We start from the raw sequence: 23,758 nt of genomic DNA, 5'->3' as shown, positions 1-23,758 counted from the left end.
CGCGCTCATCGCCGGCAAGCCGGCTCCTACAGGGTTTGTGTCGTGCATGCGATCCATTGTAGGAGCCGGCTTGCCGGCGATGGCGCCCCCAAAACCACCAAAAATCTCAAAACAGAGACAAATCTACACATCCGCATCCAAAAACCAAAAAAATATCCTTATATTTCAACATGTTGCCGCATTGGCACAGTTCTCGCTAAAGCCCCTCCCCACACGCTTCACCCCACAAAAATAACAATCCAGGAGACACACCATGAGTGTGATCATTGCCTTGGCAGCCCTCGCGCTGCTGATGCTCGCGGCCTACCGTGGCTACAGCGTTATCCTTTTTGCCCCGATTGCCGCCCTCGGCGCCGTCCTGCTCACCGACCCATCCGCCGTCGCCCCTGCTTTCACCGGGGTGTTCATGGAAAAAATGGTCGGTTTCATCAAACTGTATTTCCCGGTGTTCCTGCTCGGTGCGGTGTTCGGCAAGCTGATCGAGCTGTCGGGCTTTTCGCGTTCCATCGTGGCCGCAGCGATTCGCCTGCTCGGCACGCGTCAGGCAATGCTGGTGATCGTGCTGGTCTGCGCCCTGCTGACTTACGGCGGCGTGTCGCTGTTCGTGGTGGTGTTTGCGGTCTACCCGTTTGCTGCTGAAATGTTCCGCCAGAGCAACATCCCCAAACGCCTGATTCCGGCGACCATCGCCCTCGGCGCGTTCTCGTTCACCATGGACGCCCTGCCTGGCACCCCGCAAATCCAGAACATCATCCCCAGCACCTTCTTCAACACCACCGCCTGGGCGGCACCGTGGCTGGGCGTGATCGGCACGATTTTCGTGTTCTGCGCCGGCATGCTGTTCCTCCAGCGCCAGCGCAACAAAGCCCTGCGCGCGGGTGAAGGTTACGGCACCGAGTTGCGCAACGAGCCGGAGACCGCCGCCGACATCAAGCTGCCAAACCCGTGGATTGCCCTGTCGCCGCTGCTGGCCGTCGGCATCATGAACCTGCTGTTCACCCAGTGGATTCCCCAGTGGTACGGCAAGACCCACAGCCTCGCGCTGCCGGGCATGGCTGCGCCGGTGACCACCGAAATTGCCAAGCTCACGGCGATCTGGGCGGTTCAGGCGGCGTTGCTGGTCGGCATCATCATGGTGCTGGTGTTCGGTTTCCAGGCGATTCGCAGCAAGCTCGCCGAAGGCAGCAAAAGCGCGGTCAGCGGTGCGCTGTTGGCGGCGATGAACACCGCGTCGGAATATGGTTTTGGTGCGGTGATCGCCTCGTTGCCGGGTTTCCTGGTGCTGGCCGACTGGCTCAAAAGCATCCCCAATCCGCTGGTCAACGAAGCGATCACCGTGACCCTGCTGGCCGGCATCACCGGCTCGGCGTCGGGCGGCATGAGCATCGCGCTGGCGGCCATGGCCAATGATTTCATCGCCGCCGCCCATGCCGCCAACATTCCCCTGGAAGTGCTGCACCGGGTGGCTGCGATGGCGAGTGGCGGCATGGACACCCTGCCGCATAACGGCGCGGTCATCACCTTGCTGGCGGTGACCGGCCTGACCCACCGCGAAGCCTATAAAGACATTTTCTGTATTACGCTGATCAAGACCCTGGCGGTTTTTGTGGTGATCGGTACTTTCTACGCCACTGGCATTGTGTGAGGTATTCATGACGACTCTTTCCGGCAAGACCGCGCTGGTCACCGGTTCCACCAGCGGCATCGGCCTGGGCATCGCCCTCAGTCTGGCCAAGGCCGGCGCCAACCTGATCCTCAATGGTTTCGGCGATGCCTCCGCTGTCATCGCCGAGGTAGCACAGTACGGCGGCAAAGTCGGCCATCACCCGGCCGATGTCAGTGACCCGGCGCAGATTGCCGACATGATCGCCTACGCCGAGCGCGAGTTCGGCGGCGTGGACATTCTGGTCAATAACGCCGGCATTCAGCACGTGGCGGCGCTGGAAGACTTTCCCGTGGAGCGCTGGGATTCGATCATCGCGATCAACCTGTCGTCGGTGTTTCACAGCACGCGCTTGAGCTTGCCGGGCATGCGTCAGAAAGGCTGGGGCCGGGTCATCAACATCGCTTCGGTGCACGGCCAGGTCGGCTCGGTGGGCAAGGCGGCTTACGTCGCGGCCAAGCACGGGGTGATCGGCCTGACCAAGGTGGTCGGCCTGGAAACCGCTACCACCAATGTCACCTGTAACGCCATTTGCCCGGGCTGGGTGCTGACGCCGCTGGTGCAGAAGCAGATCGATGACCGCATCGCCACCGGGATCGACCCGCAACAGGCGCAGCATGATCTGCTGGCCGAGAAGCAGCCGTCGCTGGAGTTCGTGACGCCGCCGCAGCTGGGTGAGCTGGTGCTGTTCCTGTGCAGCGAGGCCGGCAGCCAGGTGCGCGGTGCGGCGTGGAATATTGATGGCGGGTGGCTGGCGCAATGATTGGGCGGTAGACCGCGTTATCGTTCATCGCGAGCAGGCTCGCTCCCACATTGCAACGCCGTCAACGGTGGGAGCGAGCCTGCTGGCGATTGGACCCGAAGATAAAAGAAGAGGCAAACCATGTCCGACATCCTCTGGCAACCCGACGCCAAGCGCATCGCCAAGACCCGCATGGAGGCCTTCCGGCGCTTCATCAATCAGCGTCATCACCTCCACGTCGAGGACTATGCCGACCTGCACCAATGGTCCATCGATCAGCGGCCGGATTTCTGGCAAGCCATCGTCGATTTCTTCGACATCCGCTTCCATACGCAACCGGATGCGGTGCTGCTCGAAGGCGAGCACATGCCCTGCGCCCAGTGGTTTCCCGGCGCCACCCTGAACTTCGCCGAACACCTGCTGCGCCGTCGTGACGATGCGGTGGCCGTAATCGCGATCGGCGAAAACGGCCAGCGCGAACAACTCACCTGGGCTGAACTGGCCGAACACGTCGCCGGTTTTCAAAACAGCCTGATTGTCGCCGGTGTCGGCCTCGGTGATCGCGTCGCCGCGTGCATGCCCAATACCTGGCAAACCCTGGTGGCCATGCTCGCGACCACCAGCCTCGGGGCGATCTGGTCGTGTTCGTCGCCGGACTTCGGCACCCAAGGGGTGATCGACCGTTTTGGCCAGATCGAACCGAAAGTGCTGGTGACCTGCGCCGGTTACCGCTACGCCGGCAAAGACATCGATCAGCGCGCCAAGGTCAACGAAATCCTCGAACGCCTGCCGTCGCTGCAACAGTTGATTGTCGTGCCGTACGCTCGGCCGGACGCGCGCACCGAAGAGTTTCACACCCACGCCGACGTGACGCTGTGGGACCGGTTCTATGAACCCGGCGGCGAACCGGATTTTGTCGCCGTGCCCTTCGCTCATCCGCTGTACATCCTCTATTCCAGCGGCACCACCGGCGTGCCTAAATGCATCATCCACAGCACGGGCGGCGTACTGCTGCAACACGTCAAGGAACACGGCCTGCATTGTGATCTCGGCCCCGCCGACCGGCTGTTTTACTACACCACCTGCGGCTGGATGATGTGGAACTGGCTGGTGTCGGCCCTGGCGGTGGACAGCGCCGTGGTGCTGTATGACGGCTCGCCGTTTCATCCCGACCCCGAGCGCTTGATCGACCTGATCGACGACGAGCGCATCAGCGTGTTCGGCACCAGTCCGAAGTACCTGGCAACACTGGAAAGCGCTGGGGTGAAACCTCGGCAGACTCACGACCTCGGCAGCCTGAAAACGCTGCTATGCACCGGCTCGGCGCTGTCGCCGCAAAGTTACGACTACGTCTACCGCGACGTTAAGGCCGACCTGTGCCTGGCGTCGATGTCCGGCGGCACCGACATCGTGTCCTGCTTCGTCAACGGCAACCCGTGGCTGCCGGTGCGTCGCGGCGAAATCCAGGGCAAGAGCCTGGGCATGGCGGTCGAGGTGTGGAACGACGCCGGCACCGCGGTGATCGGTGAGAAAGGCGAGCTGGTCTGCGCCCGGCACTTTCCGGCGATGCCCATCGGCCTATGGAACGACCCGAACGGGGAAAAGCTGCGCGCTTCCTACTTCAGCCAATTCCCCGGGGTCTGGGCCCAGGGTGATTACGCCGAACAATTGGTGCATGGCGGGATGATGATCCACGGGCGTTCGGACGCCGTGCTCAACCCCGGCGGCGTGCGCATCGGCACCGCGGAGATCTACCGTCAGGTGGAAAAAGTCCCGCAGGTGCTCGACAGCGTGGCCATCGGTCAACAATGGCAGGATGACGTGCGGGTGGTGCTGTTTGTGCGCTTGTGCGATGGCGTCGAACTCGACGATGCGCTGCAACAGCAGATTCGCCAGGTCATCCGCGCCAACACCACGCCACGGCATGTGCCGGCGAGGATTGTCGCGGTGACGGACATTCCACGGACCATCAGCGGCAAAGTGGTCGAGTTGGCGGTCCGGAACGTGGTGCATGGTGAAAAGGTGAAAAACACCGACGCGCTGGCCAATCCGCAGGCCTTGGAGCAGTTCCGTGACCGACCGGAACTCCTTGATTGACGGCGTTTGAACGTCTTTTGGCAAACCCCGGTTTGACTCACGGCCCGGCCTGACCGAAGCTGGCAACCTTGCAAAAGCCTGCCAGCTCCGGATTCCTGCATGCCCCAGTCCCGCCGCTACCTGATCATCAGCCTCTGCGTCCTGCTCGTCATTGGCGCTGCCTGGTTTTTCCTGCGCAGTACGACGCCCGTGGTGCCGGAAGCGATCAGGCGCGGCTACAGCGAAGCCCTGACCCAGGCGCGGACCGGTCAACCGGGCGCGGCGCGGGTTTTGTATCAGCAATTGGGCCGTCCCGACATTTCCCCCAAGCGCCGGGTCTGGCTGCATGCGGAACTGCCCAACTATCCCAGTTCCGTGGCCCTGAAACTGGCGGATGCCGACCTGCAACACCCGGCGCCAGAAGTGCGCATCGCTGCCATCAAAAGCATCAGCGGTCTGGTGCCCAGCGGTCAGCGCAGTCTGTTGCTGGGTCCTCTGCTGGATGACAGCGAGCAAAGTGTCCGGCTCGCGGCAGTGAACGCCTTGCTGGGGCTGTCACCGGACGATCTGGGTTTGTACTTCGGCCCGCTGCAGCAGGCCATCGACGCTTGGGAGCAACTCCTCACCCAAGCGCCTGAAAGCGCGGAAAACCAGTACCAACTGGCGCGGCTGCACCTGCACAACGGCGAGTACACGGCCGCGCAACAGGCGCTTGAACACACCTTGCGCCTGGCCCCGGACAATCTCCCCGCGCTGGTGATGCAGATTGAAGTGCTGGACAAGCAGGGCCAGAGCGAAGCAGCCCGACTGCTGCTGGCCAAACAGCTGAAAGCCCAACCTGACTCCGCTTACCTGCAACACGCCCTGGGGATGTGGTTGCTGCATCACGGCCAAAGCGAGTTCGCCCTGCTCGGCCTGTCCAAAGCCGTGGAGCTTGACCCGGACAACAAGGATTACCGCTACGACCTGGCGACCACCTTGCACGGCGAGCAGGAGCTGGAAGCGGCGCAGAAACAGTTGCAGGAAATCGTCCAGCGCCACCCCGCCGACCGCAAGGCCCGGGTGCTGTTGATCAACTATTGGAAAGAAAGCGGCCAACTGCAGAACGTGCAGATCCTGCTGGCCCAGCTCGAACAGCTCAACCCCGATGATCCGGCATTGCAGCAAGGGCTTTAGAGCGTCGTTGATCTCGCGGCCTTATCGCCAGCAAGCCGGCTCCTACACAATTTGTGTCGACCGTCAGATGAGCGATCACCTCGATCCTGTAGGAGCCAGCTTGCTGGCGATGGACGTCAACGATGACGCGGGTCGTCTGAATGAACGCGTTTTCTGGGCGCTTTTCGCGAGCAGGCTCGCTCCTACAGTTATTTGGGCTTGCCGGCGTCAGGCCCGCCTGAACGGTGCAATATTCAGAGCCTCTCCGCCGCAAAATCAGATTGCCATACAAATCTCGGAACCCCCGCCACGGCCAACGGTCAAGTGATCAGGCAGTCCATTCAGGCACTTCAGGCCTGCTGCCTCGCTTCCCCTAGTCATGAGAGGGCATTTTTTGTCTACATCTAACGAGTTGTTCAGTGCAAAAGCCGCCACCGGCATCGAAGGTCTGGATGACATCCTGGCCGGTGGATTATCCCGCGGTCATGTGTTTTTACTGGAGGGTGAACCCGGTACCGGCAAAACCACCGTTGCTTTGCATTTTCTGTTGGCCGGCGCCAGAGCCGGCGAACGCTCGTTGTACATCACCCTGTCCGAAACCGAGCGCGAGTTACGTCAAGGGGCGCTGTCCCACGGTTGGGAACTGGATGAAAACATCCACATCTTCGAGCTGACACCGCCGGAAAGCCTGCTCAACGCCGAGCACCAGCAAAGCCTCCTGTATTCCTCGGACCTTGAACTGGGCGAAGCCACCAAACAGATTTTCGAAGTGGTCGAGCGGGTCAAGCCGACCCGCGTCGTGCTCGACAGCTTGTCCGAGATTCGTCTGTTGGCGCAAAGCTCGCTGCGTTATCGCCGGCAGATCCTCGCGATCAAACATTACTTCGTGCGCTATGACGCCACCGTAGTGCTGCTGGACGACCTGACCACCGAATCCCTCGACAAAACCGTGCACAGCGTGGCCCACGGCGTGATCCGCCTCGAAGAACTGACCCCCAACTATGGCGCCGAACGCCGACGCATCCGCGTGGTGAAGTACCGCGGCCAGAAATACCGCGGCGGTTTCCATGACTTCACCATCATGGGCGACGGCGTGCATGTGTTCCCACGCTTGGTGGCCGCCGAACACCGCGGCGGCTATGTGCGCCGACAGTTGACCAGCGGCATCAAGGAAATGGATGCATTGCTCGGTGGCGGTATAGAGACCGGCTCCAGCACGCTGATCCTGGGTCCGGCCGGCACCGGCAAATCGCTGATCTCAATGATCTTCGCCGCCGCCGCCGTAGCCCGTGGTGAAAAAGCCGCGCTGTTCATTTTCGATGAAGAATTGGGTTTGCTGTTCGAGCGCATGAAGAACATGGGCATCGACCTCCAGGCCCTGCAAGACACCGGCAACCTGCTGATCGAACAAGTGGATGCCGCCGAACTGTCCCCCGGCGAGTTCTCGCACCGGGTTCGCCGCTGCGTCGATGAGCGTCAGATCAAAACCGTGGTCATCGACAGCATCAACGGCTACCAGGCCGCGATGCCGGAAGAAAACGCCCTGGTGCTGCACATGCATGAGCTGTTGCTGTACCTCAACCGCCGCGGCGCCGCGACTTTCATGACCGTCGCCCAGCACGGGCTGGTCGGTGACATGCAGGCGCCGGTGGACATTACCTACCTGGCCGACACGGTGATCCTGCTGCGCTACTTCGAAGCATTGGGCAAGGTTCGCCGAGCCATCTCCATTATCAAGAAACGTACCGGCAGCCATGAATCGACCATTCGCGAATACCGCATCAGCTCGCAGGGCATGACCATCGGCGAACCACTGGACGCGTTCCAGGGCGTTCTACGTGGTGTACCGACTTACCTGGGCGCGAGTAATCCGTTGCTCGAGGACGACACCCCGTGACGGTCATGAAGGCAACGTCCGAGCGCGCGATCATTCTCGCGCCGCTGGGACGGGACAGCCAGATTGCCTTGATGATGCTCAACGAAGCGGGTTACGACGGCGTCATTACGCGCGACCTGATGGGTCTGTGCGAGGAGCTGGAGCAAGGCGCCGGGCTGCTGTTGATCTCATCCGAGGCGTTGCTGGCCGGCGACATCGAACCGTTGTCCGGCCTGATCGATCGGCAACCGGCATGGTCCGACTTGCCGATTGTGCTGATGACCTACCATGGCGGCCCCGAACTGAATCCCGCGTCACGCATCGGCACGCAGCTGGGCAACGTCACCTTCCTTGAGCGCCCTTTCCATCCCGTGACACTGATCAGCCTGGTGACCACCGCGTTGCGCGGGCGCCGACGACAGTACGAAGCCAGGGACCGGCTGATCGACCTGAGTCAAAGCGAACAGCGTTTGCAAATCACCCTCGAAACCTTGGAACAACAGGTCGAGGAACGCACCGCACAGTTGCGCCACAACGAAGAAGTGCTGCGTCAATCGCAGAAAATGGAAGCGGTCGGCCAACTCACCGGCGGCATCGCCCATGACTTCAACAACATGCTGACCGGAATCATCGGCAGCCTGGAGCTGTTGCGTCGACGCCTCGCCCGTGGTCGCACGGAAGACCTCGACAGCCTGATTGACCTGGGCGTCACTTCGGCCAACCGCGCGGCGGGTTTGACCCACCGCCTGCTGGCCTTTTCGCGTCGGCAGTCGCTGGATTCAAAACCGGTGGAAATGAACACGCTGGTGACGTCCATGGGCGAATTGCTACAACGCAGCATCAACGAAAGCATTCACCTGGACATGCAACTCAACGAGCAATTGTGGGTGGCCGAGGCGGACCCCAACCAACTGGAGAGCGCCCTGCTCAACCTGGTGATCAACGCCCGGGATGCGATGCCCAACGGCGGAAAACTGGTGGTCAACACCCGCAACCAGCATCTGGACGCCAGTTTCACCGAGGCCTACAGCAACCTCGACCCCGGCGATTATGTGGTGTTGAGCGTCGCGGATAACGGCTGCGGCATGCCGCAAAGCACGATCAATCGCGCGTTCGACCCCTTCTTCACCACCAAACCGATCGGCCAGGGCACCGGCCTCGGGTTGTCGATGATCTATGGCTTCAGCAAGCAATCACGTGGTCATGTCGCCATCGACAGCGAAGTCGGCAAAGGCACGACAGTTAGTCTGTACCTGCCGCGCTTCGGCGGCGATGTGCCTGAGGAGAGTCCGGCCGACGCGCCACATCCGTTGTTCGCGCAGAATGGCGAAACGGTGCTGATCGTCGAGGATGACCCGGCGGTGCGGGTGCTGGTCAGCACGGTGCTGAGCGAATTGGGGTATGCCTTCGTCGAGGCCGGCGATGCCGATGGCGCGGTGCCGATCCTCGATTCCGCACAGCGTATTGACCTGATGATCAGCGACGTCGGGTTGCCCGGCATGAATGGCCGGCAATTGGCGGAAATCGGCCGGCAGTACCGGCCTGATCTCAAGGTGTTGTTCATCACCGGTTATGCCGAACACGCGGCGGTTCGCGGCGGCTTCCTCGACCCGGGCATGCAGATGATCACCAAGCCGTTTACCTTTGACCTGTTGACGGCGAAGGTGCGGGAGATGATCCGAATCTGAAATCTACAAAACGACGCGGGCACTGTAGGAGCCAGCTTGCTGGCGATAGTCGTCAACGATAACGCTGGCTTACAGGAAAAACGCGGCGTTCCGGAGAACATCGCCAGCAAGCTGGCTCCTACAGGGGTAGCGGTGGTTCAGGAGAGCATGTCCTGCATCAATTCCTGCAACACATCGAGATCGAACGGTTTACCCAAAATCGGCGCCTTGCGCGTGATCGGGCTGTCGGTCTCGCGGATTTCCTGCGGGTAACCGCTGATGAAGATCACCTTGAGTTCCGGTCGCAGCTTCACGGCGGGTTCGGCGATCTGCACGCCGGAGATTCCGCCCGGCAGGCGAAAATCGGTGATCATCATGTCCAGGTGCGGCTTGCTCGCCAGGATCTCGAAGGCCTGCTCGCCGTTTTCGGCCTGCAGCACCCGGTAGCCCTCACCCGACAGATAGGCCGACAGCACCATCAGAATCGAGGGGTCATCTTCGACGATCAATACGACGTCTTGTGCATCTTCACTCATGGGAAGCCTTTGTTCGGTCAATAGCTGCTGATACGACCCCGGGGTCGATCAGAGGTTGCGTTTATTCGGCTGTTTTCCTACAGCGGCAGACAAACGCGAAACAAGGCGCCTTCGCCAATCCGGCTCTCGACGGTTATGGAACCGCCATGGGCGGTCACAATCTGTTCTGAAATAAACAACCCCAGGCCCAGCCCCGCGACGACTTGCTTGGCCGACACCCGTTCAAACTGCTGGAAAATCCGCTTCTGGTTTTCCTGATCGATACCGATCCCCTGATCGCGCACTTCCACCAGCGCCTGCTGGCCCTCACTGTACACCTTCACGCTGATCGGGCTCTTGGCGCCGTAACGCAAGGCGTTGGTCAACAGGTTTGAAACCACCTGTTCAATACGAAATTCGTCCCAGCTGCCCAGCACCGGTTGCTCGGCATCGAGGGTCACCGACGATTCGGCGGCATCGATCTGCGGCGCGAAATTCTGTAACAAGTTACGCACCAGCGCCGACAGATCGAAGCGTGTCGGTCGGATCGACAACTTGCCGGTGCGAATCCGCGACACATCCAGCATGTCTTCGATCAGGCGGATCAGGCTTTTGATCTGCCGTTCGTCGCGATCGACCATCGCGTGCATCTTGTCCAGGGTAAACGCGGCGGCGTTGTCCCGGGCCAGGTGCATCTTGCGCAGCTGGGTTTCGAGTATCAGGCCATTGAGCGGCGTGCGCACCTCATGGGCGACGATGGACATGAAGTCATCGCGCATGCGCACCGCCTGCTCCAGTTCCCGTTGAGTGCTCTGCAACTGCTGCAGCAACGCTTCCTGCTCCCGACGGCTTTGCTCCAGCGCTTCGACCTGTTGCTTCATGGCCTTGCTCTGGCGGTACAGGTCGACGAACACATTGACCTTGCTCTTGACCGCGTGGATATCCAGCGGTTTGTGCAGGAAGTCCACGGCGCCGCTTTCATAGCCCTTGAACGCATAGTTCAACTCACGGCCGGCGGCACTGACGAAGACAATCGGGATGTTCTTGGTTTTCTCGGTACCGCGCATCAGTTCGGCCAGCTCGAAACCGTTCATGCCGGGCATCTGCACGTCGAGAATGGCCATGGCGAACTCGTGTTGCAGCAGCAGCGACAAGGCTTCGTCAGCGGACAGGGCCTTGTAGACCATGCGGTCTTCGCGCTTGATCAGCGCTTCGAGCGCCAGCAGGTTCTCCGGCAGATCGTCGACGATCAGCAGTTTGGCTTGGATGTTACTTAGCATGCTATTCGTTCCAGCTCGACAAGCAGACGGCCGATGCCGCGTATGGGGAGAACATGGTCAGGCTGGTGAGAATCCAGCGCCGCCAGGGGCATGGTGGCGACCTGGGCTTCGTCCGGGTCCTGGACGATCGTCAGGCCGCCGCGATCCTTGACCCGGGCCATGCCGCTTGCGCCATCGCGATTGGCGCCGGTCAACAACACCGCCGCCAGGGACGGGCCGTAAACATCGGCAGCCGACTCGAACAGGAAATCGATGGCGGGCCGCGAATAATGCACGCGGTCTTCCAGGCTGAGGGAAAAGCTGCGGTCCTGCTCCACCGACAAGTGATAGCCCGGCGTGGCGAAATACAGGGTGCCGGGTTCGATCAGCGTTTTGTCATGGGCCTCGACCACGCGCATGGCGACCCTGCGGGCAAACACCTCGGCCAGCTGGCTGCGACGCTCATCCGGCAGGTGCAACACTACGATGATCGGCAGCACAAAACCTTCGCGCAGAGGGCTGAGAATGCTCAGCAACGCCTCCACGCCACCGGCCGAAGCTCCGATCACGACCGCCTCCACAGAAGGCAAATCCGCTGCACTGTTCATGATTTACGGTAGATCCGTTCTTGTTTGACCAACGGCTCGAACTGGTTGCCGAAGGCCGAAAAATCCGGGGTTTCCTTGCTGCCCAGCACCAGGAAGCCCCGATGGCAAAGGGATTCATGGAACAACCCGAAGGCTCTATCTTGAAGATTTTTATTGAAATAAATCAAAACGTTACGACACGAAATTAATTGAGTCTCTGAAAAGACACTGTCGGTCGCCAGACTGTGGTCGGCGAAGGTCACGTTCTCGCACAGGCTCTTGTCGAAAATCGCGTAGCCATAGGCGGCCGTGTAGTAGTCGGCGAAGGAACGCTGGCCACCGGCCTGCTGATAATTGGAAGTGTAGGCGCGGACATTCTCCATGGAGAAAATCCCCTGCTTGGCCTTCTCCAGCGAACGCGGATTGATGTCGGTCGCGTAGATGATGGTGCGATCGAGCAAGCCTTCTTCGCGCAACAGGATCGCCATCGAATAGACCTCTTCACCGGTGCTGCAACCGGCGATCCAGATCTTGATCGAGGGATAGGTCTTGAGCAGCGGCACCACTTCCTGGCGGATGGCGAGGAAGTGCGACGGGTCGCGGAACATCTCGCTGACCGGGATCGTCAGCAATTGCAGCAACTGCATGAACGCCGTCGGGTCGTGCAGCACTTTTTCCTGGAGCGCCGAAATGGTCGCGCACTCGAACTGGCTCAGCGCGTGATTGACGCGGCGCTTGATCGACGCGCCGGAGTAATCGCGAAAGTCATAGCTGTATTTGAGGTAAATCGCCTCGATCAACAACCGCAACTCGATTTCGCTACTGCGCTCCACTGAATAATTGCGTTCCACTAAATGCGTTCCATCTTCGGTAACCACACGCGAATCAGCGAGAACAGGCGATCCAGGTCAATGGGCTTGGCCAGGTAATCGTTGGAGCCGGCCTGCAGGCAGCGCTCCTGATCGTCCTTCATGGCCTTGGCCGTCACCGCAATGATCGGCAGCTTGCGCCAGCGCGGGTCCTTGCGGATCTCGATGGTGGCTTCAAAACCGTCCATCTCCGGCATCATCACGTCCATCAACACCAGATCGATGTCCTCGACTTCATTAAGTTTTTCAATCGCCTCACGGCCGTTCCGGCCAATGACCACGACTGCCCCCTTGTGCTCCAGCGCGCTGGTGAGGGCGAAGATGTTGCGCACATCGTCGTCCACCAGCAGCACCTTGCGACCCTCGAAGACCTTGTCGCGGCTGCGCGCGGTCTTGAGCATCGTCTGCCGTTCATGGGACAACCGCGATTCGACTTTGTGCAGAAAGAGTGTGACCTCGTCCAGCAAACGCTCTGGCGAGCGAGCGCCCTTGATGATGATCGAGCGCGAATACTTGCGCAGCTCGGCCTCTTCGTCCCGGGTCAGGTTGCGCCCGGTGTAGACGATCACTGGCGGGAACGAGCAGATGTCCTCGGTGGACATGCGCTTGAGCAGGTCGTTGCCGAGCATGTCGGGCAGTTTGAGGTCGATGATCATGCAGTCGAAAATCGTCGTGCGCAGCAGGTCCAGCGCGTCCTGCGCGAGGCCGACCGCGGTGATCTCGATGTCATCGTCGCCGATCAGCCGGGCAATGCTGTCACGCTGCAGATCGTCGTCCTCGACCAGCAGCACGCGCTTGACCTTCTGGGTCAGCTTGGCTTCGAGGCGGGCGAACACGTCCTTGAGCTCTTCGCGGGTGGTCGGCTTGACCGCATAACCGATCGCGCCCATGTGCATCGCGGCTTCGACGCGGTCTTCGACCGAAATCACGTGCACCGGAATGTGCCGGGTTTCCGCGTGTTCCTTGAGGCGTTGCAGCACGGTCAGGCCCGAGTGATCCGGCAGGCGCATGTCCAGCAGGATCGCGTCGGGAATGTATTCCTTGGCCAGGTCGTAACCTTCATCGGCGCCGTGGGCCACCAGGCAGTGATAACCCAGTTCATGCGCCAGGTCGTAGAGGATGTGCGCAAAATTCGGCTCGTCTTCCACCACCAGGATGCAGCGCGTCGTAAACGGCGCCTTGCTGCGGTCGTCGTCGAAACGCGGAATGTCTACCTCGGCGATCAGCGGCATCAGGGCGGCGGGCGCCACTCGCGGCGCCATCGTCACCGGCGAGGCTTGCATCGGTTCGCCCGATTCTTCGTTCTGTTCAACGTAGTGCTGCGGCAGGACCAGGGTGAACGCACTGCCCTGCCCCGGCTCGCTGGTGACGCTGATGGAGCCACCGAGCAAGGCCGCCAGATCACGGGAAATCGACAAGCCCAGCCCGGTGCCGCCGTAGCGCCGGTTGGTGGTGCCATCCGCCTGGCGGAACGCTTCGAAAATGCTTTCCTGCTGATCGACCGCAATGCCAATCCCGGAATCGCGAACGATGAACGCGATGCCATCGTTCGGCTGACTGGCCACGGTCAGGCTGACCGAACCCTGCTCGGTGAACTTCACCGCGTTGGACAGCAGGTTCTTGATCACCTGCTCCAGGCGCTGGCGGTCGGTATAGATCATCATCGGCGCGCCGGGCTGCAGGTCGACCTGGAAGTCCAGCTTCTTGTCCGTGGCCATCGGCTGGAACATCCCGCGCAAACCGTCCACCAGGCGCGCGACGCTGGTGTTTTCCGGGCGCATCTCAAGCTTGCCGGCCTCGACCTTGGAGATATCGAGAATGTCGTTGATCAGGTTCAGCAGGTCGTTACCGGCCGAATAGATCGACTCGGCGAACTTGACCTGCTCGGCGCTGAGGTTTTCCTGAGGGTTTTCCGCCAGCAGCTTGGCCAGGATCAACGAGCTGTTCAGCGGGGTGCGCAGTTCGTGGGACATGTTGGCGAGGAATTCGGACTTGTACTTGCTGGAACGCTGCAACTCTTCAGCGCGCTCCTCAAGCTGGGTCTGGGCCTGATTGAGCTCGGTGTTCTTCAGGTCCATGGCATCGCGCTGATCGGCGAGGATCTGTGCCTGCTCGGCGAGCTGCTCGTTGGTCTGTTCCAGCTCGACCTGCTGGGTTTCCAGGTTCGCCTGGGACTCCTTGAGGATCCGCGACTGCTCTTCCAGCTCTTCGTTGGCGGTCTTGAGTTCTTCCTGCTGGACCTGCAGTTCTTCATTGAGCTGCTGGGTTTCGGCCAGCACTTCCTGCAAGCGCTGGCGATAACGCGCGGCTTCGATGGAGGTGCCGATGTTGCCGGCGATCAGTTGCAGCAGTTCGATATCGCGATCTTCCAGCGGACGCAGGAAGCCCAGCTCGATCACGCCGTTGACCCGATCGTCGTCGCTGGTCGGCACCACCAGCACGCTGTGCGGCAGGCCTTCGCCCAGGCCCGAAGTCACCTTGAAGTAATCGCTCGGGACGTTGTCCAGGCGGATCAGACGTGCCTGTTGCGCCACCTGGCCAACAATCCCTTCATCGCTGTAAATCTGTTGATCACGTTCTTCCTGCTCGCGGGAAAAGCCGTAAGCGGCAATGCGCTTGAGACCGCCGTGCTCCTCACGCACATAAACGGCCGCCACCGCCGTGCCGAGGTACTGCGCGCAAAACTGCAGAATGTTGCGGCCCAGCAGATTCAACGAAAGCTGCCCCAGCACCTGTTCGGCGAGTTCCGTCTGACCGTTGCGCAGCCACGCCTGCTGTTCCAGGCGGTTGGCACTGGCCAGTTGGGCGGAAAGGTTGGCGCTGTAGCTTTGCGAAAGGTTGAGCAGATCCCGACGGCCGATGTAGGCCAGCAAGGCGCTGATGCCGAGGATAAACACCAGGTAAAGGCTGATGCTCCAGATCGTGGTGCGGCGCACTTCTTCGTTGCGCGTGGCGCGCAACTGCTGCTCCATGTCGATCACGTCTTCGAACTGCTTGCGGATCTCGTCGGTCAGGCGTTTGCCGCGACCGGCCTTGACCGCGCCGCGATAATCGCCGCTGGTGCGTTGCAGGTCGATCATGCTCTGCGCGTAGGTGGCCCATTCATTTTGCAAGGCCTCGAGACGCCGCAAGCGATCGGTCTGCACGGGGTTGTCCGCGGTCAGTTCGAGCAAGGTATTGACCGCGACCTTGATTCTCGGACGGGCAGTCTCATAGGGTTCGAGGAATTTCTCGTCGCCACTGAGCAGGTAGCCGCGCATGCCGGTTTCCAGATCAACGGTCAGCTTCACGGCTTCATTGGCGTTATTGATCACCCGGTCGGTGTGCTCCACCCACTGGATCACCGACAGCAGATAAGTGATCAGCGAGACAAAGAACACCGCACTGAGCACGCCTACGCCCAGCGGCAGGCTGACGTTGCGGCTCAGGAGTTTGCGGAATCGTTGCTCATCTACCGAAGACGCAGTGGTCATGGGGAGGCCTTGTCGAACTGTTGAAAAGCAAGGAGTTTGCCCCAAACGGGCCGGTTTGATCCAATTTTCTGACGGGTTTTCGCGCAAACTCCTACATACAGCTACTCCTGCGCACAGGAGCGGTTATCCTTGCCGGCCGTTGTACGGCTATTCTTTTTTATCGTGCGGCTGGGAACTTGTCGGGTTCCGTAACTTACTCATGCTAGAGCCCGGCGTTTTTGATCGACCGCCCCCCGCGAATTCAACTGTTGAGAACACTATTATGTCCGCCGAACAATCCATCATCCTGGTCGTCGAAGACGACGACATCGTGCGCATGCTGATCGTCGATGTCCTCGAGGAGCTGGAATTCAAGGTGCTGGAGGCTGACGGCTGCGAACAGGCGCTGGCGTTTCTCAACGACGAAGATCAATACATCGACTTGATGATGACCGACGTCGGCCTACCGGTGATGGATGGTCGTGAACTGGCGACCCAGGCACGCCTGGTTCGCCCTGAATTGCCCATCCTGTTCGCCAGCGGTTATGCCGAGAGCATCGATGTGCCTGCCGGCATGCATGTGATCGGTAAACCCTTCTCCATCGACCAACTGCGGGACAAGGTCAAAGGCATTCTCGACAACGCCTGACCTTCGCAGTACGGGTTCGGGGAATCGCCCCCGGCTGTGGTTTAATTGCGCCCCGCTTTTATCCCGCCCCGCTTCAAGGAATGGCCCCGCATGAGTCAGCCCCGCGCCACCAAAGTCCTGGTCATCGGTTATGTCTGGCCCGAGCCCCGGTCTTCCGCGGCCGGCGGCTATGTCATGCAATTGCTCGGGACGTTCCTGCAACAAGGCTGGGACGTGACCTTCAGCAGCCCCGCCGGTGCTGGCGAACACCAGGAAGACCTGACGGCGCTGGGCATCCGTGAAGTGCCGATCGAACTGAACAACAGCAGTTTCGACCTTTTCGTCAGCGAACTGGCACCGGATATCGTGCTGTTCGAACAATTCATGATGGAAGAACAATTCGGCTGGCGCGTGGAAAAGCAATGCCCCCAGGCCCTGCGCGTACTGGGCACCCAGGATTTGCAAAGCCTGCGCCATGCCCGGCATCAGCGGCTCAAGGATCGCCTGAAGGCCAGTGACGACAACAATGACTTCAGCAGCCTGTTTGCGCCGGCACTGCGTGAAGAATTCGAGCTCATGGCCGACACTGACCTGGCCAAACGGGAGATCGCGGCGCTGTATCGCTGCGACGTGAACCTGATGATTTCCGAAGTGGAAATCGAGCTGCTGGTCGAGCAGTTCAAGGTGCCGCGCAACCTGTTGCACTGGTGCCCGTTGATGGTCGACTTGCCCGACGCTGCGCCCGCGCAGTTCGAGAACCGCGCGCACTTTATCCATATCGGCAACTTTCGCCACGCGCCCAACTGGGACGCGGTGCTTTGGCTCAAGACCACCATCTGGCCACTGATTCGCGCGCAACTGCCGGCGGCGCAACTGCATATATATGGTGCTTACACGCCGCCCAAGGCGACGGCCCTGCACAATGCGGCCCAAGGGTTCCATGTGATGAACTGGGCGGAAGATGCACTGCAAGTGATGTCGGCCGCGCGGGTGTGCCTGGCACCGTTGCGTTTCGGTGCGGGCATCAAGGGCAAAATCGTCGATGCCATGTTGTGCGGCACGCCGAATGTCACCACGCCGATGGGCGCCGAAGCCATGCACGGCGAAGAACCCTGGCCTGGCGCCGTGACCCGCACCGCCGAGGACTTTGCTGATCAAGCCGCGCAGCTTTACAGCGACAAGCCGCGCTGGCTTGACGCCCAGGCGCAAGGGCTGAGCCTGTTGGCCGAGCGTTACCGGCAATCGGTGCACGGCGAGGCCCTGATCGAAAAACTGGTGCATAGCCGGCAGCATCTGGCGCAGATTCGGCGAGATAACTTCACCGGCAGCATGCTGCGCCATCACCAGCACAAAAGTACCCAGTACATGGCGCAATGGATTGAAGCGAAGAACCGCAATCCATCAGCCGCTGCGGATTAAAACCACCCGCATGTCCTGTGCGCTGGCATTGGGAGCCAGGAAAGAGGCATGATCAAGGCGCGATAACAAGAAAAGCGCCCCCGACATGACCCGAACCGCCCGTGTGACCGACCCTTCCTATGAACTGATGGATGACCACAACGGTTTGTCCATCATTTATCGCCAGCACGGCTTCCCCTGCCCGCTGGTGCGCTGGCATTTCCACAAGGAATACGAACTGCACCTGATCGTCGCCAGCTCCGGCAAGGTGTTCATCGGCGACTACATCGGCAATTTCTATCCGGAAACCCTGTTCCTCACCGGCCCCAACCTGCCCCATAACTGGATCAGCCAGGTGGCCGAAGACGAAGTGGTGCCCAAGCGCGACATGCTGGTCAACTTCACCGATGAGTTGTTCGAGAGCGGCCATCAGGTGTTCGCCGAACTCAAGACCCTCGCGCCCCTGCTGGAGCGCGCCCAGTACGGTATCGAATTTCGCTGCAAACGCACGATCCGCCAGGCCATGACCCTGATGCAGCGCATCGCCGACACCAAAGGCGTGACCCGGCTCGGGCACTTTTTCATTCTGCTGGAGCTGCTCGCCGCGTCCGATGACTACCAGTTGCTGTCCGGTGCGACCACACCGCAATTGTCGGACGAGCACAACGTCGACCGGACCAACCGCGCGGTGGATTACATCTTCGCCCACTACGCCCGCGAACTGCCGCTGGAGGAAGTCGCCGAGCACCTGGGCATGAAGCCGACGTATTTCAGCCGCGTGTTCAAGCAGGCCACCGGGCGCTGCTTCATCGAGTTCGTCAACCGGCTGCGCATCAGCAAATCCTGCGAGTTGCTGGCCGATGGCGACAAGCCGGTGACGGATGTGTGCTTCGAGTCGGGTTTCAACAATATTTCCAACTTCAACCGGCGCTTTCAGCAATTGAAAGGCATGACGCCGTCGCACTATCGGCGGTTGGCGGTGCAGCGGTTGACTGAGCAAAACCTCGGATAAACGCAAAACACTGTAGGAGTGAGCCTGCTCGCGATAGCGGTGTGTCAGCCAAGGAAATTTACCTGACGCACCGCTATCGCGAGCAGGCTCACTCCCACATTGACGGTGTTTACAACCCAAGACCTGTACAAAACCGATGTCCGTTCACCCCTGTAACGCCTATCCCTGCATTGCCCATCCGCAACACGAGTGCAAAAAAGTATCGATTCAAGTGCGATGAATGATTTGTTTCATCGCCAATTGAAGGCTGTAATCAGCGCACATTCTTCCTCTCGCGGAAGACACAAAAACAATAACTGTCCTTCTGTCCCCACCCGGGTGCAGAAAAGGAGTGCTCGATGCAACCTTCTGTAAAAGCTCTGCTAGCCCTCACCTGCATGACCCTCAGCAGCGTCAGCCTCGGCGCTCAGACCCTGACCATCGCCACCGTCAACAACAGCGACATGATCCGCATGCAAAAGCTCTCGAAAACCTTCGAGGCCGAGCACCCGGACATCAAGCTCAACTGGGTGGTGCTCGAAGAAAACGTCCTGCGTCAGCGCCTGACCACCGACATCGCCACTCAGGGCGGACAGTTCGACGTCTTGACCATCGGCATGTACGAAGCCGCACTTTGGGGTGCCAAGGGCTGGCTGGAACCGATGAAGGATCTGCCGGCCTCCTATGACCTCGACGACGTGTTTCCTTCGGTGCGCGAAGGCCTTTCCGTCAAAGGTTCGCTATACGCCCTGCCGTTCTACGCCGAAAGTTCCATCACCTATTACCGCACCGACCTGTTCAAGGACGCCGGTCTGACCATGCCCGAGCGCCCGACCTGGGAACAGATCGGCGAATTCGCCAGCAAGCTCACCAACAAGGATAAAGAACAGTACGGCATCTGCCTGCGCGGCAAGGCCGGCTGGGGCGAGAACATGGCGCTGATCACCACGGTTGCCAACGCCTATGGCGCGCGCTGGTTCGATGAGAAGTGGCAGCCGGAATTCACCGGCCCCGAGTGGAAAAACGCGCTGAACTTCTACGTCGACACCATGAAGAAGTCCGGCCCGCCGGGCGCGTCGAGCAATGGCTTCAACGAAAACCTGGCGCTGTTCAACAGCGGCAAGTGTGCGATCTGGGTCGATGCCAGCGTCGCCGGCTCGTTCGTCACCGACAAGACCCAGAGCAAGGTCAGCGATCACGTCGGTTTCACCTATGCACCGCACCAGACCACCGACAAAGGTTCGGCCTGGCTCTATTCCTGGGCGCTGGCGATTCCGACCAGTTCCAAAGCCAAGGACGCAGCAAAAACCTTCAGTGCCTGGGCCACTTCCAAGGAATACGGCGCATTGGTCGCGGAAAAAGACGGCATCGCCAACGTGCCGCCAGGCACCCGCGCCTCGACCTACAGCGACGCCTACATGAGCGCCGCGCCATTCGCCAAGGTGACGCTGGAATCGCTGAAAGCGGCGGACCCGAGCAAGCCGACCCTCAAGCCTGTTCCGTACATCGGCATTCAGCTGGTGACCATTCCCGAATTCCAGGGCATTGGCACCCAAGTGGGCAAGGCGTTCTCGGCAGCGCTGATCGGCCAGACCACGGTCGACCAGGCCCTGGCCGCCGCCCAGCAAACCACCGAACGTGAGATGAAGCGCGCGGGTTATCCGAAGTAACCCCAAATCCCTGTAGGAGCGAGCCTGCTCGCGATGGACGTCACCGCTGACGCTGTTTGTCTGATTGAACGCGTTGTCCGGACGTTTTTCGTCGGAACGCCGCCCGGAGCAGGCTCGCTCCCACAGTAGTTCTTCGTCGTCTGCTCTTAATGGGTTCTTCACCATGAATATCTCAACTGCCAAAGCACAAATGGACATTCCCCAACCGGTGCGCAAAAGCCGACTGGCCAATCCGGGCTGGTTTCTGGTCAGCCCTTCGGTGGCGCTGTTGCTGCTGTGGATGATCGTGCCTCTGGGCATGACTGTTTACTTCTCGATGATCCGGTACAACCTGCTCAACCCGGGTGAAAACGAGTTCGTCGGGCTGGAGAACTTCACCTACTTCCTGACCGACTCCGGGTTCATGCCTGGTGCCACCAACACCCTGTTGCTGGTGGGCAGCGTGTTGCTGATCAGCGTGGTGCTCGGGGTGTTGATCAGTGCACTGCTGGAGGCCAGTGATTTCCTCGGTCGCGGCGTCGTGCGAGTGATGCTGATCTCGCCGTTCTTCATCATGCCCACCGTCGGTGCGCTGATCTGGAAGAACCTGATTTTCCACCCGGTCTCGGGGATCCTCGCCTACGTCTGGAAGCTGTTCGGCGCGCAACCGGTGGACTGGTTGGCGCACTACCCGCTGCTGTCGATCATCATCATTGTGTCCTGGCAATGGCTGCCCTTCGCGATCCTGATCCTGATGACCGCCATGCAGTCCCTCGACCAGGAACAGAAAGAAGCTGCGCGCCTCGACGGTGCCGGGCCCATCGCGATCTTCTGGCACCTGACCCTGCCGCACCTGGCTCGGCCGATTGCGGTCGTGGTGATGATCGAAACCATCTTCCTGCTGTCGGTGTTCGCCGAAATTTTCACCACCACCAACGGCGGTCCCGGCTACGCCTCGACCAACCTCGCCTACCTGATCTACAACCAGGCGCTGGTGCAGTTCGACGTCGGCATGGCATCCGCCGGCGGTTTGATCGCGGTGGTGATTGCCAACATCGCGGCCATCGTGCTGGTGCGGATGATCGGCAAAAACCTGACAGACAAAGCCTGAGGCCTGCGCCATGACCCTTCAACAATCCCGTCGCCTGCAAAGCCTGCTGCTGGGCACCCTGGCCTGGGCCATCGCGATCCTGATCTTCTTCCCGATCTTCTGGATGGTGCTGACCAGCTTCAAGACCGAAATCGATGCGTTCGCCACGCCACCGCAGTTCATCTTCACGCCGACGCTGGAGAACTACCTGCACATCAACGAGCGCAGCGACTACTTCAGCTTCGCCTGGAACTCGGTGGTGATCTCCTTCAGCGCCACGGCGTTGTGCCTGCTGATCGCGGTGCCGGCGGCCTACTCGATGGCGTTCTACGAAACCCAGCGCACCAAAGGCACGCTGCTGTGGATGCTCTCCACCAAGATGCTGCCGCCGGTGGGCGTGCTGATGCCGATCTACCTGCTGGCCAAGAGCTTCGGCCTGCTCGATACGCGCATTGCGCTGATCGTGATCTACACGCTGATCAACCTGCCGATCGTGGTCTGGATGATTTACACCTACTTCAAGGACATCCCGAAAGACATCCTCGAAGCCGCACGTCTCGATGGCGCCACGCTGTGGCAGGAAATGGTTCGCGTGCTGCTGCCGATCGCCAAGGGCGGCCTGGCGTCGACGGTGTTGCTGTCGCTGATCCTGTGCTGGAACGAGGCCTTCTGGTCGCTGAACCTGACCTCGTCGAAAGCCGCGCCACTGACTGCGTTGATCGCCTCCTACTCAAGCCCCGAAGGGCTGTTCTGGGCCAAGTTGTCGGCCGTGTCGACCCTGGCCTGCGCGCCGATCCTGATCTTCGGCTGGATCAGCCAGAAACAACTGGTCCGCGGCCTGTCGTTTGGTGCCGTGAAATGAAGTTTGTCGGCTAACGCAATTCCTGTAGGAGCGAGCTTGCTCGCGATGGACGTAAACGATAACGCGGGCTGCCTGGAAAAACGCGGCGCCTGTGAATCCATCGCGAGCAAGCTCGCTCCTACAGGGTCACCCGAATAACGTGATACGGAGGCCCACCACCATGGCCAACCTGAAAATCAAGAATCTGCAAAAAGGCTTCGAAGGCTTTTCCATCATCAAGGGCATCGACCTGGAAGTGAACGACAAGGAATTCGTGGTGTTCGTCGGTCCGTCCGGCTGCGGCAAGTCCACCCTGCTGCGCCTGATCGCGGGCCTCGAAGAAGTCAGCGGCGGCACCATCGAGCTCGATGGTCGGGACATCACCGAAGTCAGCCCGGCCAAGCGCGACCTGGCGATGGTGTTCCAGACCTACGCCCTGTACCCGCACATGAGCGTGCGCAAAAACATGTCGTTCGCCCTCGACCTCGCCGGCGTTCCCAAAGCCGAAGTCGAGAAGAAAGTCGGCGAAGCCGCACGCATTCTTGAACTGGGACCGATGCTGGAGCGCAAGCCGAAACAACTGTCCGGCGGCCAGCGTCAACGCGTCGCCATCGGCCGCGCCATCGTGCGCAACCCGAAAATCTTCCTGTTCGACGAACCGCTGTCCAACCTCGACGCGGCGCTGCGGGTACAGATGCGCCTGGAACTGCTGCGCCTGCATAAAGAGCTGCAAGCCACGATGATCTACGTGACCCACGACCAGGTGGAAGCCATGACCATGGCCGACAAAGTAGTTGTGCTGAACGGCGGCAAAATCGAGCAGGTCGGCTCGCCGCTGGACCTGTATCACCAACCGGCCAACCTGTTCGTTGCCGGTTTTCTCGGCACGCCGAAAATGGGCTTCCTCAAGGGCAAAGTCACCCGCGTCGACAGCCAGGGCTGCGAGGTGGCGCTTGATGCCGGCACCCGCATCAGCTTGCCGCAGACCGGCGCCAACCTGAGCGTCGGCGGCGCTATCACCCTGGGCATTCGCCCGGAACATCTGGAACTGGCGCACAGCGGCGACTGCACCCTGCAAGTCACCGCCGACGTCAGCGAGCGCCTGGGCAGCGACACCTTCTGCCACGTGCGGACCGCTTCCGGCGAAGCGCTGACCATGCGCGTTCGCGGTGACCTGGCCAGCCGCTATGGCGAAACCCTGAGCCTGCACCTGAACGCCGAACACTGCCATTTATTCGATGCCGACGGCGTGGCGCTGACCCGCCCGTTGCGCGCAGCGGCCTGATTCAAGAGAGCCTGT

18 protein-coding genes are annotated in these 23,758 nt (G+C 60.6%); 13 read left to right on the top strand and 5 right to left on the bottom strand.

All coding sequences use genetic code 11. From position 1 onward, the window contains the following. The first annotated feature begins 253 nt into the window (after positions 1–253). The 6 genes from ACF6ZU_RS26165 to ACF6ZU_RS26140 all read left to right on the top strand — a co-directional run bounded on the left by ACF6ZU_RS26165 (position 254) and on the right by ACF6ZU_RS26140 (position 9,200). On the top strand, positions 254–1,645 hold the full coding sequence (locus ACF6ZU_RS26165) for a GntP family permease (RefSeq protein ID WP_392888354.1): 1,392 nt from the start codon (positions 254–256) through the stop codon (positions 1,643–1,645). Positions 1,646–1,652: 7 nt separating this feature from the next. After that, on the top strand, positions 1,653–2,426 hold the full coding sequence (locus ACF6ZU_RS26160) for a 3-hydroxybutyrate dehydrogenase (RefSeq protein WP_392888352.1): 774 nt from the start codon (positions 1,653–1,655) through the stop codon (positions 2,424–2,426). A gap of 120 nt (positions 2,427–2,546) precedes the next feature. Then, entirely contained in the window at positions 2,547–4,502 is a 1,956-nt protein-coding gene (locus ACF6ZU_RS26155; protein ID WP_392888350.1) for an acetoacetate--CoA ligase, read from the top strand. Positions 4,503–4,601: 99 nt separating this feature from the next. After that, positions 4,602–5,657, top strand: a complete 1,056-nt coding sequence (locus ACF6ZU_RS26150) for a tetratricopeptide repeat protein (protein WP_392888348.1) — start codon at positions 4,602–4,604, stop codon at positions 5,655–5,657. Positions 5,658–6,030: 373 nt separating this feature from the next. Beyond that, on the top strand, positions 6,031–7,533 hold the full coding sequence (locus ACF6ZU_RS26145) for an ATPase domain-containing protein (protein WP_392888345.1): 1,503 nt from the start codon (positions 6,031–6,033) through the stop codon (positions 7,531–7,533). 5 nt (positions 7,534–7,538) lie between these two features. Then, complete coding sequence (locus tag ACF6ZU_RS26140; protein WP_392893934.1) at positions 7,539–9,200, top strand: ATP-binding protein; 1,662 nt, start codon at positions 7,539–7,541, stop codon at positions 9,198–9,200. A gap of 137 nt (positions 9,201–9,337) precedes the next feature. Here ACF6ZU_RS26140 and ACF6ZU_RS26135 read toward each other — a convergent pair whose 3' ends face one another. The 5 genes from ACF6ZU_RS26135 to ACF6ZU_RS26115 all read right to left on the bottom strand — a co-directional run bounded on the left by ACF6ZU_RS26135 (position 9,338) and on the right by ACF6ZU_RS26115 (position 15,882). After that, a complete protein-coding gene (locus ACF6ZU_RS26135) occupies positions 9,338–9,715 on the bottom strand; it encodes a response regulator (RefSeq protein WP_010460444.1) in 378 nt (125 codons plus the stop codon). Between the two features lie 77 nt (positions 9,716–9,792). Next, positions 9,793–10,974 (bottom strand): ATP-binding protein, encoded by a 1,182-nt coding sequence (locus tag ACF6ZU_RS26130; RefSeq protein ID WP_392888341.1) that lies wholly within the window; start codon positions 10,972–10,974, stop codon positions 9,793–9,795. Continuing rightward, a complete protein-coding gene (locus ACF6ZU_RS26125) occupies positions 10,968–11,561 on the bottom strand; it encodes a chemotaxis protein CheB (RefSeq protein WP_392888340.1) in 594 nt (197 codons plus the stop codon). The genes ACF6ZU_RS26130 and ACF6ZU_RS26125 overlap by 7 nt, the downstream gene beginning before the upstream one ends. Beyond that, on the bottom strand, positions 11,558–12,391 hold the full coding sequence (locus tag ACF6ZU_RS26120) for a CheR family methyltransferase (protein WP_392888338.1): 834 nt from the start codon (positions 12,389–12,391) through the stop codon (positions 11,558–11,560). The genes ACF6ZU_RS26125 and ACF6ZU_RS26120 overlap by 4 nt, the downstream gene beginning before the upstream one ends. Continuing rightward, complete coding sequence (locus ACF6ZU_RS26115; protein ID WP_392888337.1) at positions 12,391–15,882, bottom strand: response regulator; 3,492 nt, start codon at positions 15,880–15,882, stop codon at positions 12,391–12,393. The genes ACF6ZU_RS26120 and ACF6ZU_RS26115 overlap by 1 nt, the downstream gene beginning before the upstream one ends. A gap of 262 nt (positions 15,883–16,144) precedes the next feature. Between ACF6ZU_RS26115 and ACF6ZU_RS26110 the strand changes: the two genes are divergently transcribed. The 7 genes from ACF6ZU_RS26110 to ACF6ZU_RS26080 all read left to right on the top strand — a co-directional run bounded on the left by ACF6ZU_RS26110 (position 16,145) and on the right by ACF6ZU_RS26080 (position 23,743). Further along, a complete protein-coding gene (locus ACF6ZU_RS26110; RefSeq protein ID WP_392888336.1) occupies positions 16,145–16,510 on the top strand; it encodes a response regulator in 366 nt (121 codons plus the stop codon). Positions 16,511–16,600: 90 nt separating this feature from the next. Continuing rightward, positions 16,601–17,908, top strand: coding sequence for a glycosyltransferase (locus ACF6ZU_RS26105; RefSeq protein WP_392888335.1), 1,308 nt, complete (start codon positions 16,601–16,603; stop codon positions 17,906–17,908). A gap of 85 nt (positions 17,909–17,993) precedes the next feature. Beyond that, positions 17,994–18,899: an AraC family transcriptional regulator gene (locus ACF6ZU_RS26100; RefSeq protein ID WP_392888333.1), complete on the top strand. Its 906-nt coding sequence runs from the start codon at positions 17,994–17,996 to the stop codon at positions 18,897–18,899. Positions 18,900–19,237: 338 nt separating this feature from the next. Then, positions 19,238–20,548: an ABC transporter substrate-binding protein gene (locus tag ACF6ZU_RS26095; RefSeq protein WP_392888331.1), complete on the top strand. Its 1,311-nt coding sequence runs from the start codon at positions 19,238–19,240 to the stop codon at positions 20,546–20,548. Between the two features lie 190 nt (positions 20,549–20,738). Then, positions 20,739–21,638, top strand: coding sequence for a carbohydrate ABC transporter permease (locus ACF6ZU_RS26090; RefSeq protein WP_008026555.1), 900 nt, complete (start codon positions 20,739–20,741; stop codon positions 21,636–21,638). Between the two features lie 10 nt (positions 21,639–21,648). Continuing rightward, the gene (locus ACF6ZU_RS26085) at positions 21,649–22,479 is read left to right on the top strand and encodes a carbohydrate ABC transporter permease (RefSeq protein ID WP_007936731.1); all 831 of its coding nucleotides are present in this window, start codon (positions 21,649–21,651) and stop codon (positions 22,477–22,479) included. 160 nt (positions 22,480–22,639) lie between these two features. Beyond that, positions 22,640–23,743: an ABC transporter ATP-binding protein gene (locus ACF6ZU_RS26080; RefSeq protein ID WP_392888329.1), complete on the top strand. Its 1,104-nt coding sequence runs from the start codon at positions 22,640–22,642 to the stop codon at positions 23,741–23,743. The last annotated feature ends 15 nt before the right edge of the window (positions 23,744–23,758 follow it).

It is taken from the genome of Pseudomonas migulae (genome assembly GCF_043225285.1).
In the GTDB taxonomy this organism is placed as follows: domain Bacteria; phylum Pseudomonadota; class Gammaproteobacteria; order Pseudomonadales; family Pseudomonadaceae; genus Aquipseudomonas; species Aquipseudomonas migulae_C.
This window is presented reverse-complemented; position numbering and strand designations above follow the sequence as displayed.

Bases quoted from the DNA above. Each gene is read 5' to 3' on its own strand.
- ACF6ZU_RS26140 (WP_392893934.1), top strand. From the start codon at position 7,539: ATGAAGGCAACGTCCGAGCGCGCGATCATTCTCGCGCCGCTGGGACGG.
- ACF6ZU_RS26160 (WP_392888352.1), top strand. From the start codon at position 1,653: ATGACGACTCTTTCCGGCAAGACCGCGCTGGTCACCGGTTCCACCAGC.
- ACF6ZU_RS26130 (WP_392888341.1), bottom strand. From the start codon at position 10,974: ATGCTAAGTAACATCCAAGCCAAACTGCTGATCGTCGACGATCTGCCG.
- ACF6ZU_RS26095 (WP_392888331.1), top strand. From the start codon at position 19,238: ATGCAACCTTCTGTAAAAGCTCTGCTAGCCCTCACCTGCATGACCCTC.
- ACF6ZU_RS26155 (WP_392888350.1), top strand. From the start codon at position 2,547: ATGTCCGACATCCTCTGGCAACCCGACGCCAAGCGCATCGCCAAGACC.
- ACF6ZU_RS26165 (WP_392888354.1), top strand. From the start codon at position 254: ATGAGTGTGATCATTGCCTTGGCAGCCCTCGCGCTGCTGATGCTCGCG.
- ACF6ZU_RS26125 (WP_392888340.1), bottom strand. From the start codon at position 11,561: ATGAACAGTGCAGCGGATTTGCCTTCTGTGGAGGCGGTCGTGATCGGA.
- ACF6ZU_RS26105 (WP_392888335.1), top strand. From the start codon at position 16,601: ATGAGTCAGCCCCGCGCCACCAAAGTCCTGGTCATCGGTTATGTCTGG.
- ACF6ZU_RS26085 (WP_007936731.1), top strand. From the start codon at position 21,649: ATGACCCTTCAACAATCCCGTCGCCTGCAAAGCCTGCTGCTGGGCACC.
- ACF6ZU_RS26080 (WP_392888329.1), top strand. From the start codon at position 22,640: ATGGCCAACCTGAAAATCAAGAATCTGCAAAAAGGCTTCGAAGGCTTT.
- ACF6ZU_RS26150 (WP_392888348.1), top strand. From the start codon at position 4,602: ATGCCCCAGTCCCGCCGCTACCTGATCATCAGCCTCTGCGTCCTGCTC.
- ACF6ZU_RS26090 (WP_008026555.1), top strand. From the start codon at position 20,739: ATGGACATTCCCCAACCGGTGCGCAAAAGCCGACTGGCCAATCCGGGC.
- ACF6ZU_RS26115 (WP_392888337.1), bottom strand. From the start codon at position 15,882: ATGACCACTGCGTCTTCGGTAGATGAGCAACGATTCCGCAAACTCCTG.
- ACF6ZU_RS26110 (WP_392888336.1), top strand. From the start codon at position 16,145: ATGTCCGCCGAACAATCCATCATCCTGGTCGTCGAAGACGACGACATC.
- ACF6ZU_RS26100 (WP_392888333.1), top strand. From the start codon at position 17,994: ATGACCCGAACCGCCCGTGTGACCGACCCTTCCTATGAACTGATGGAT.
- ACF6ZU_RS26135 (WP_010460444.1), bottom strand. From the start codon at position 9,715: ATGAGTGAAGATGCACAAGACGTCGTATTGATCGTCGAAGATGACCCC.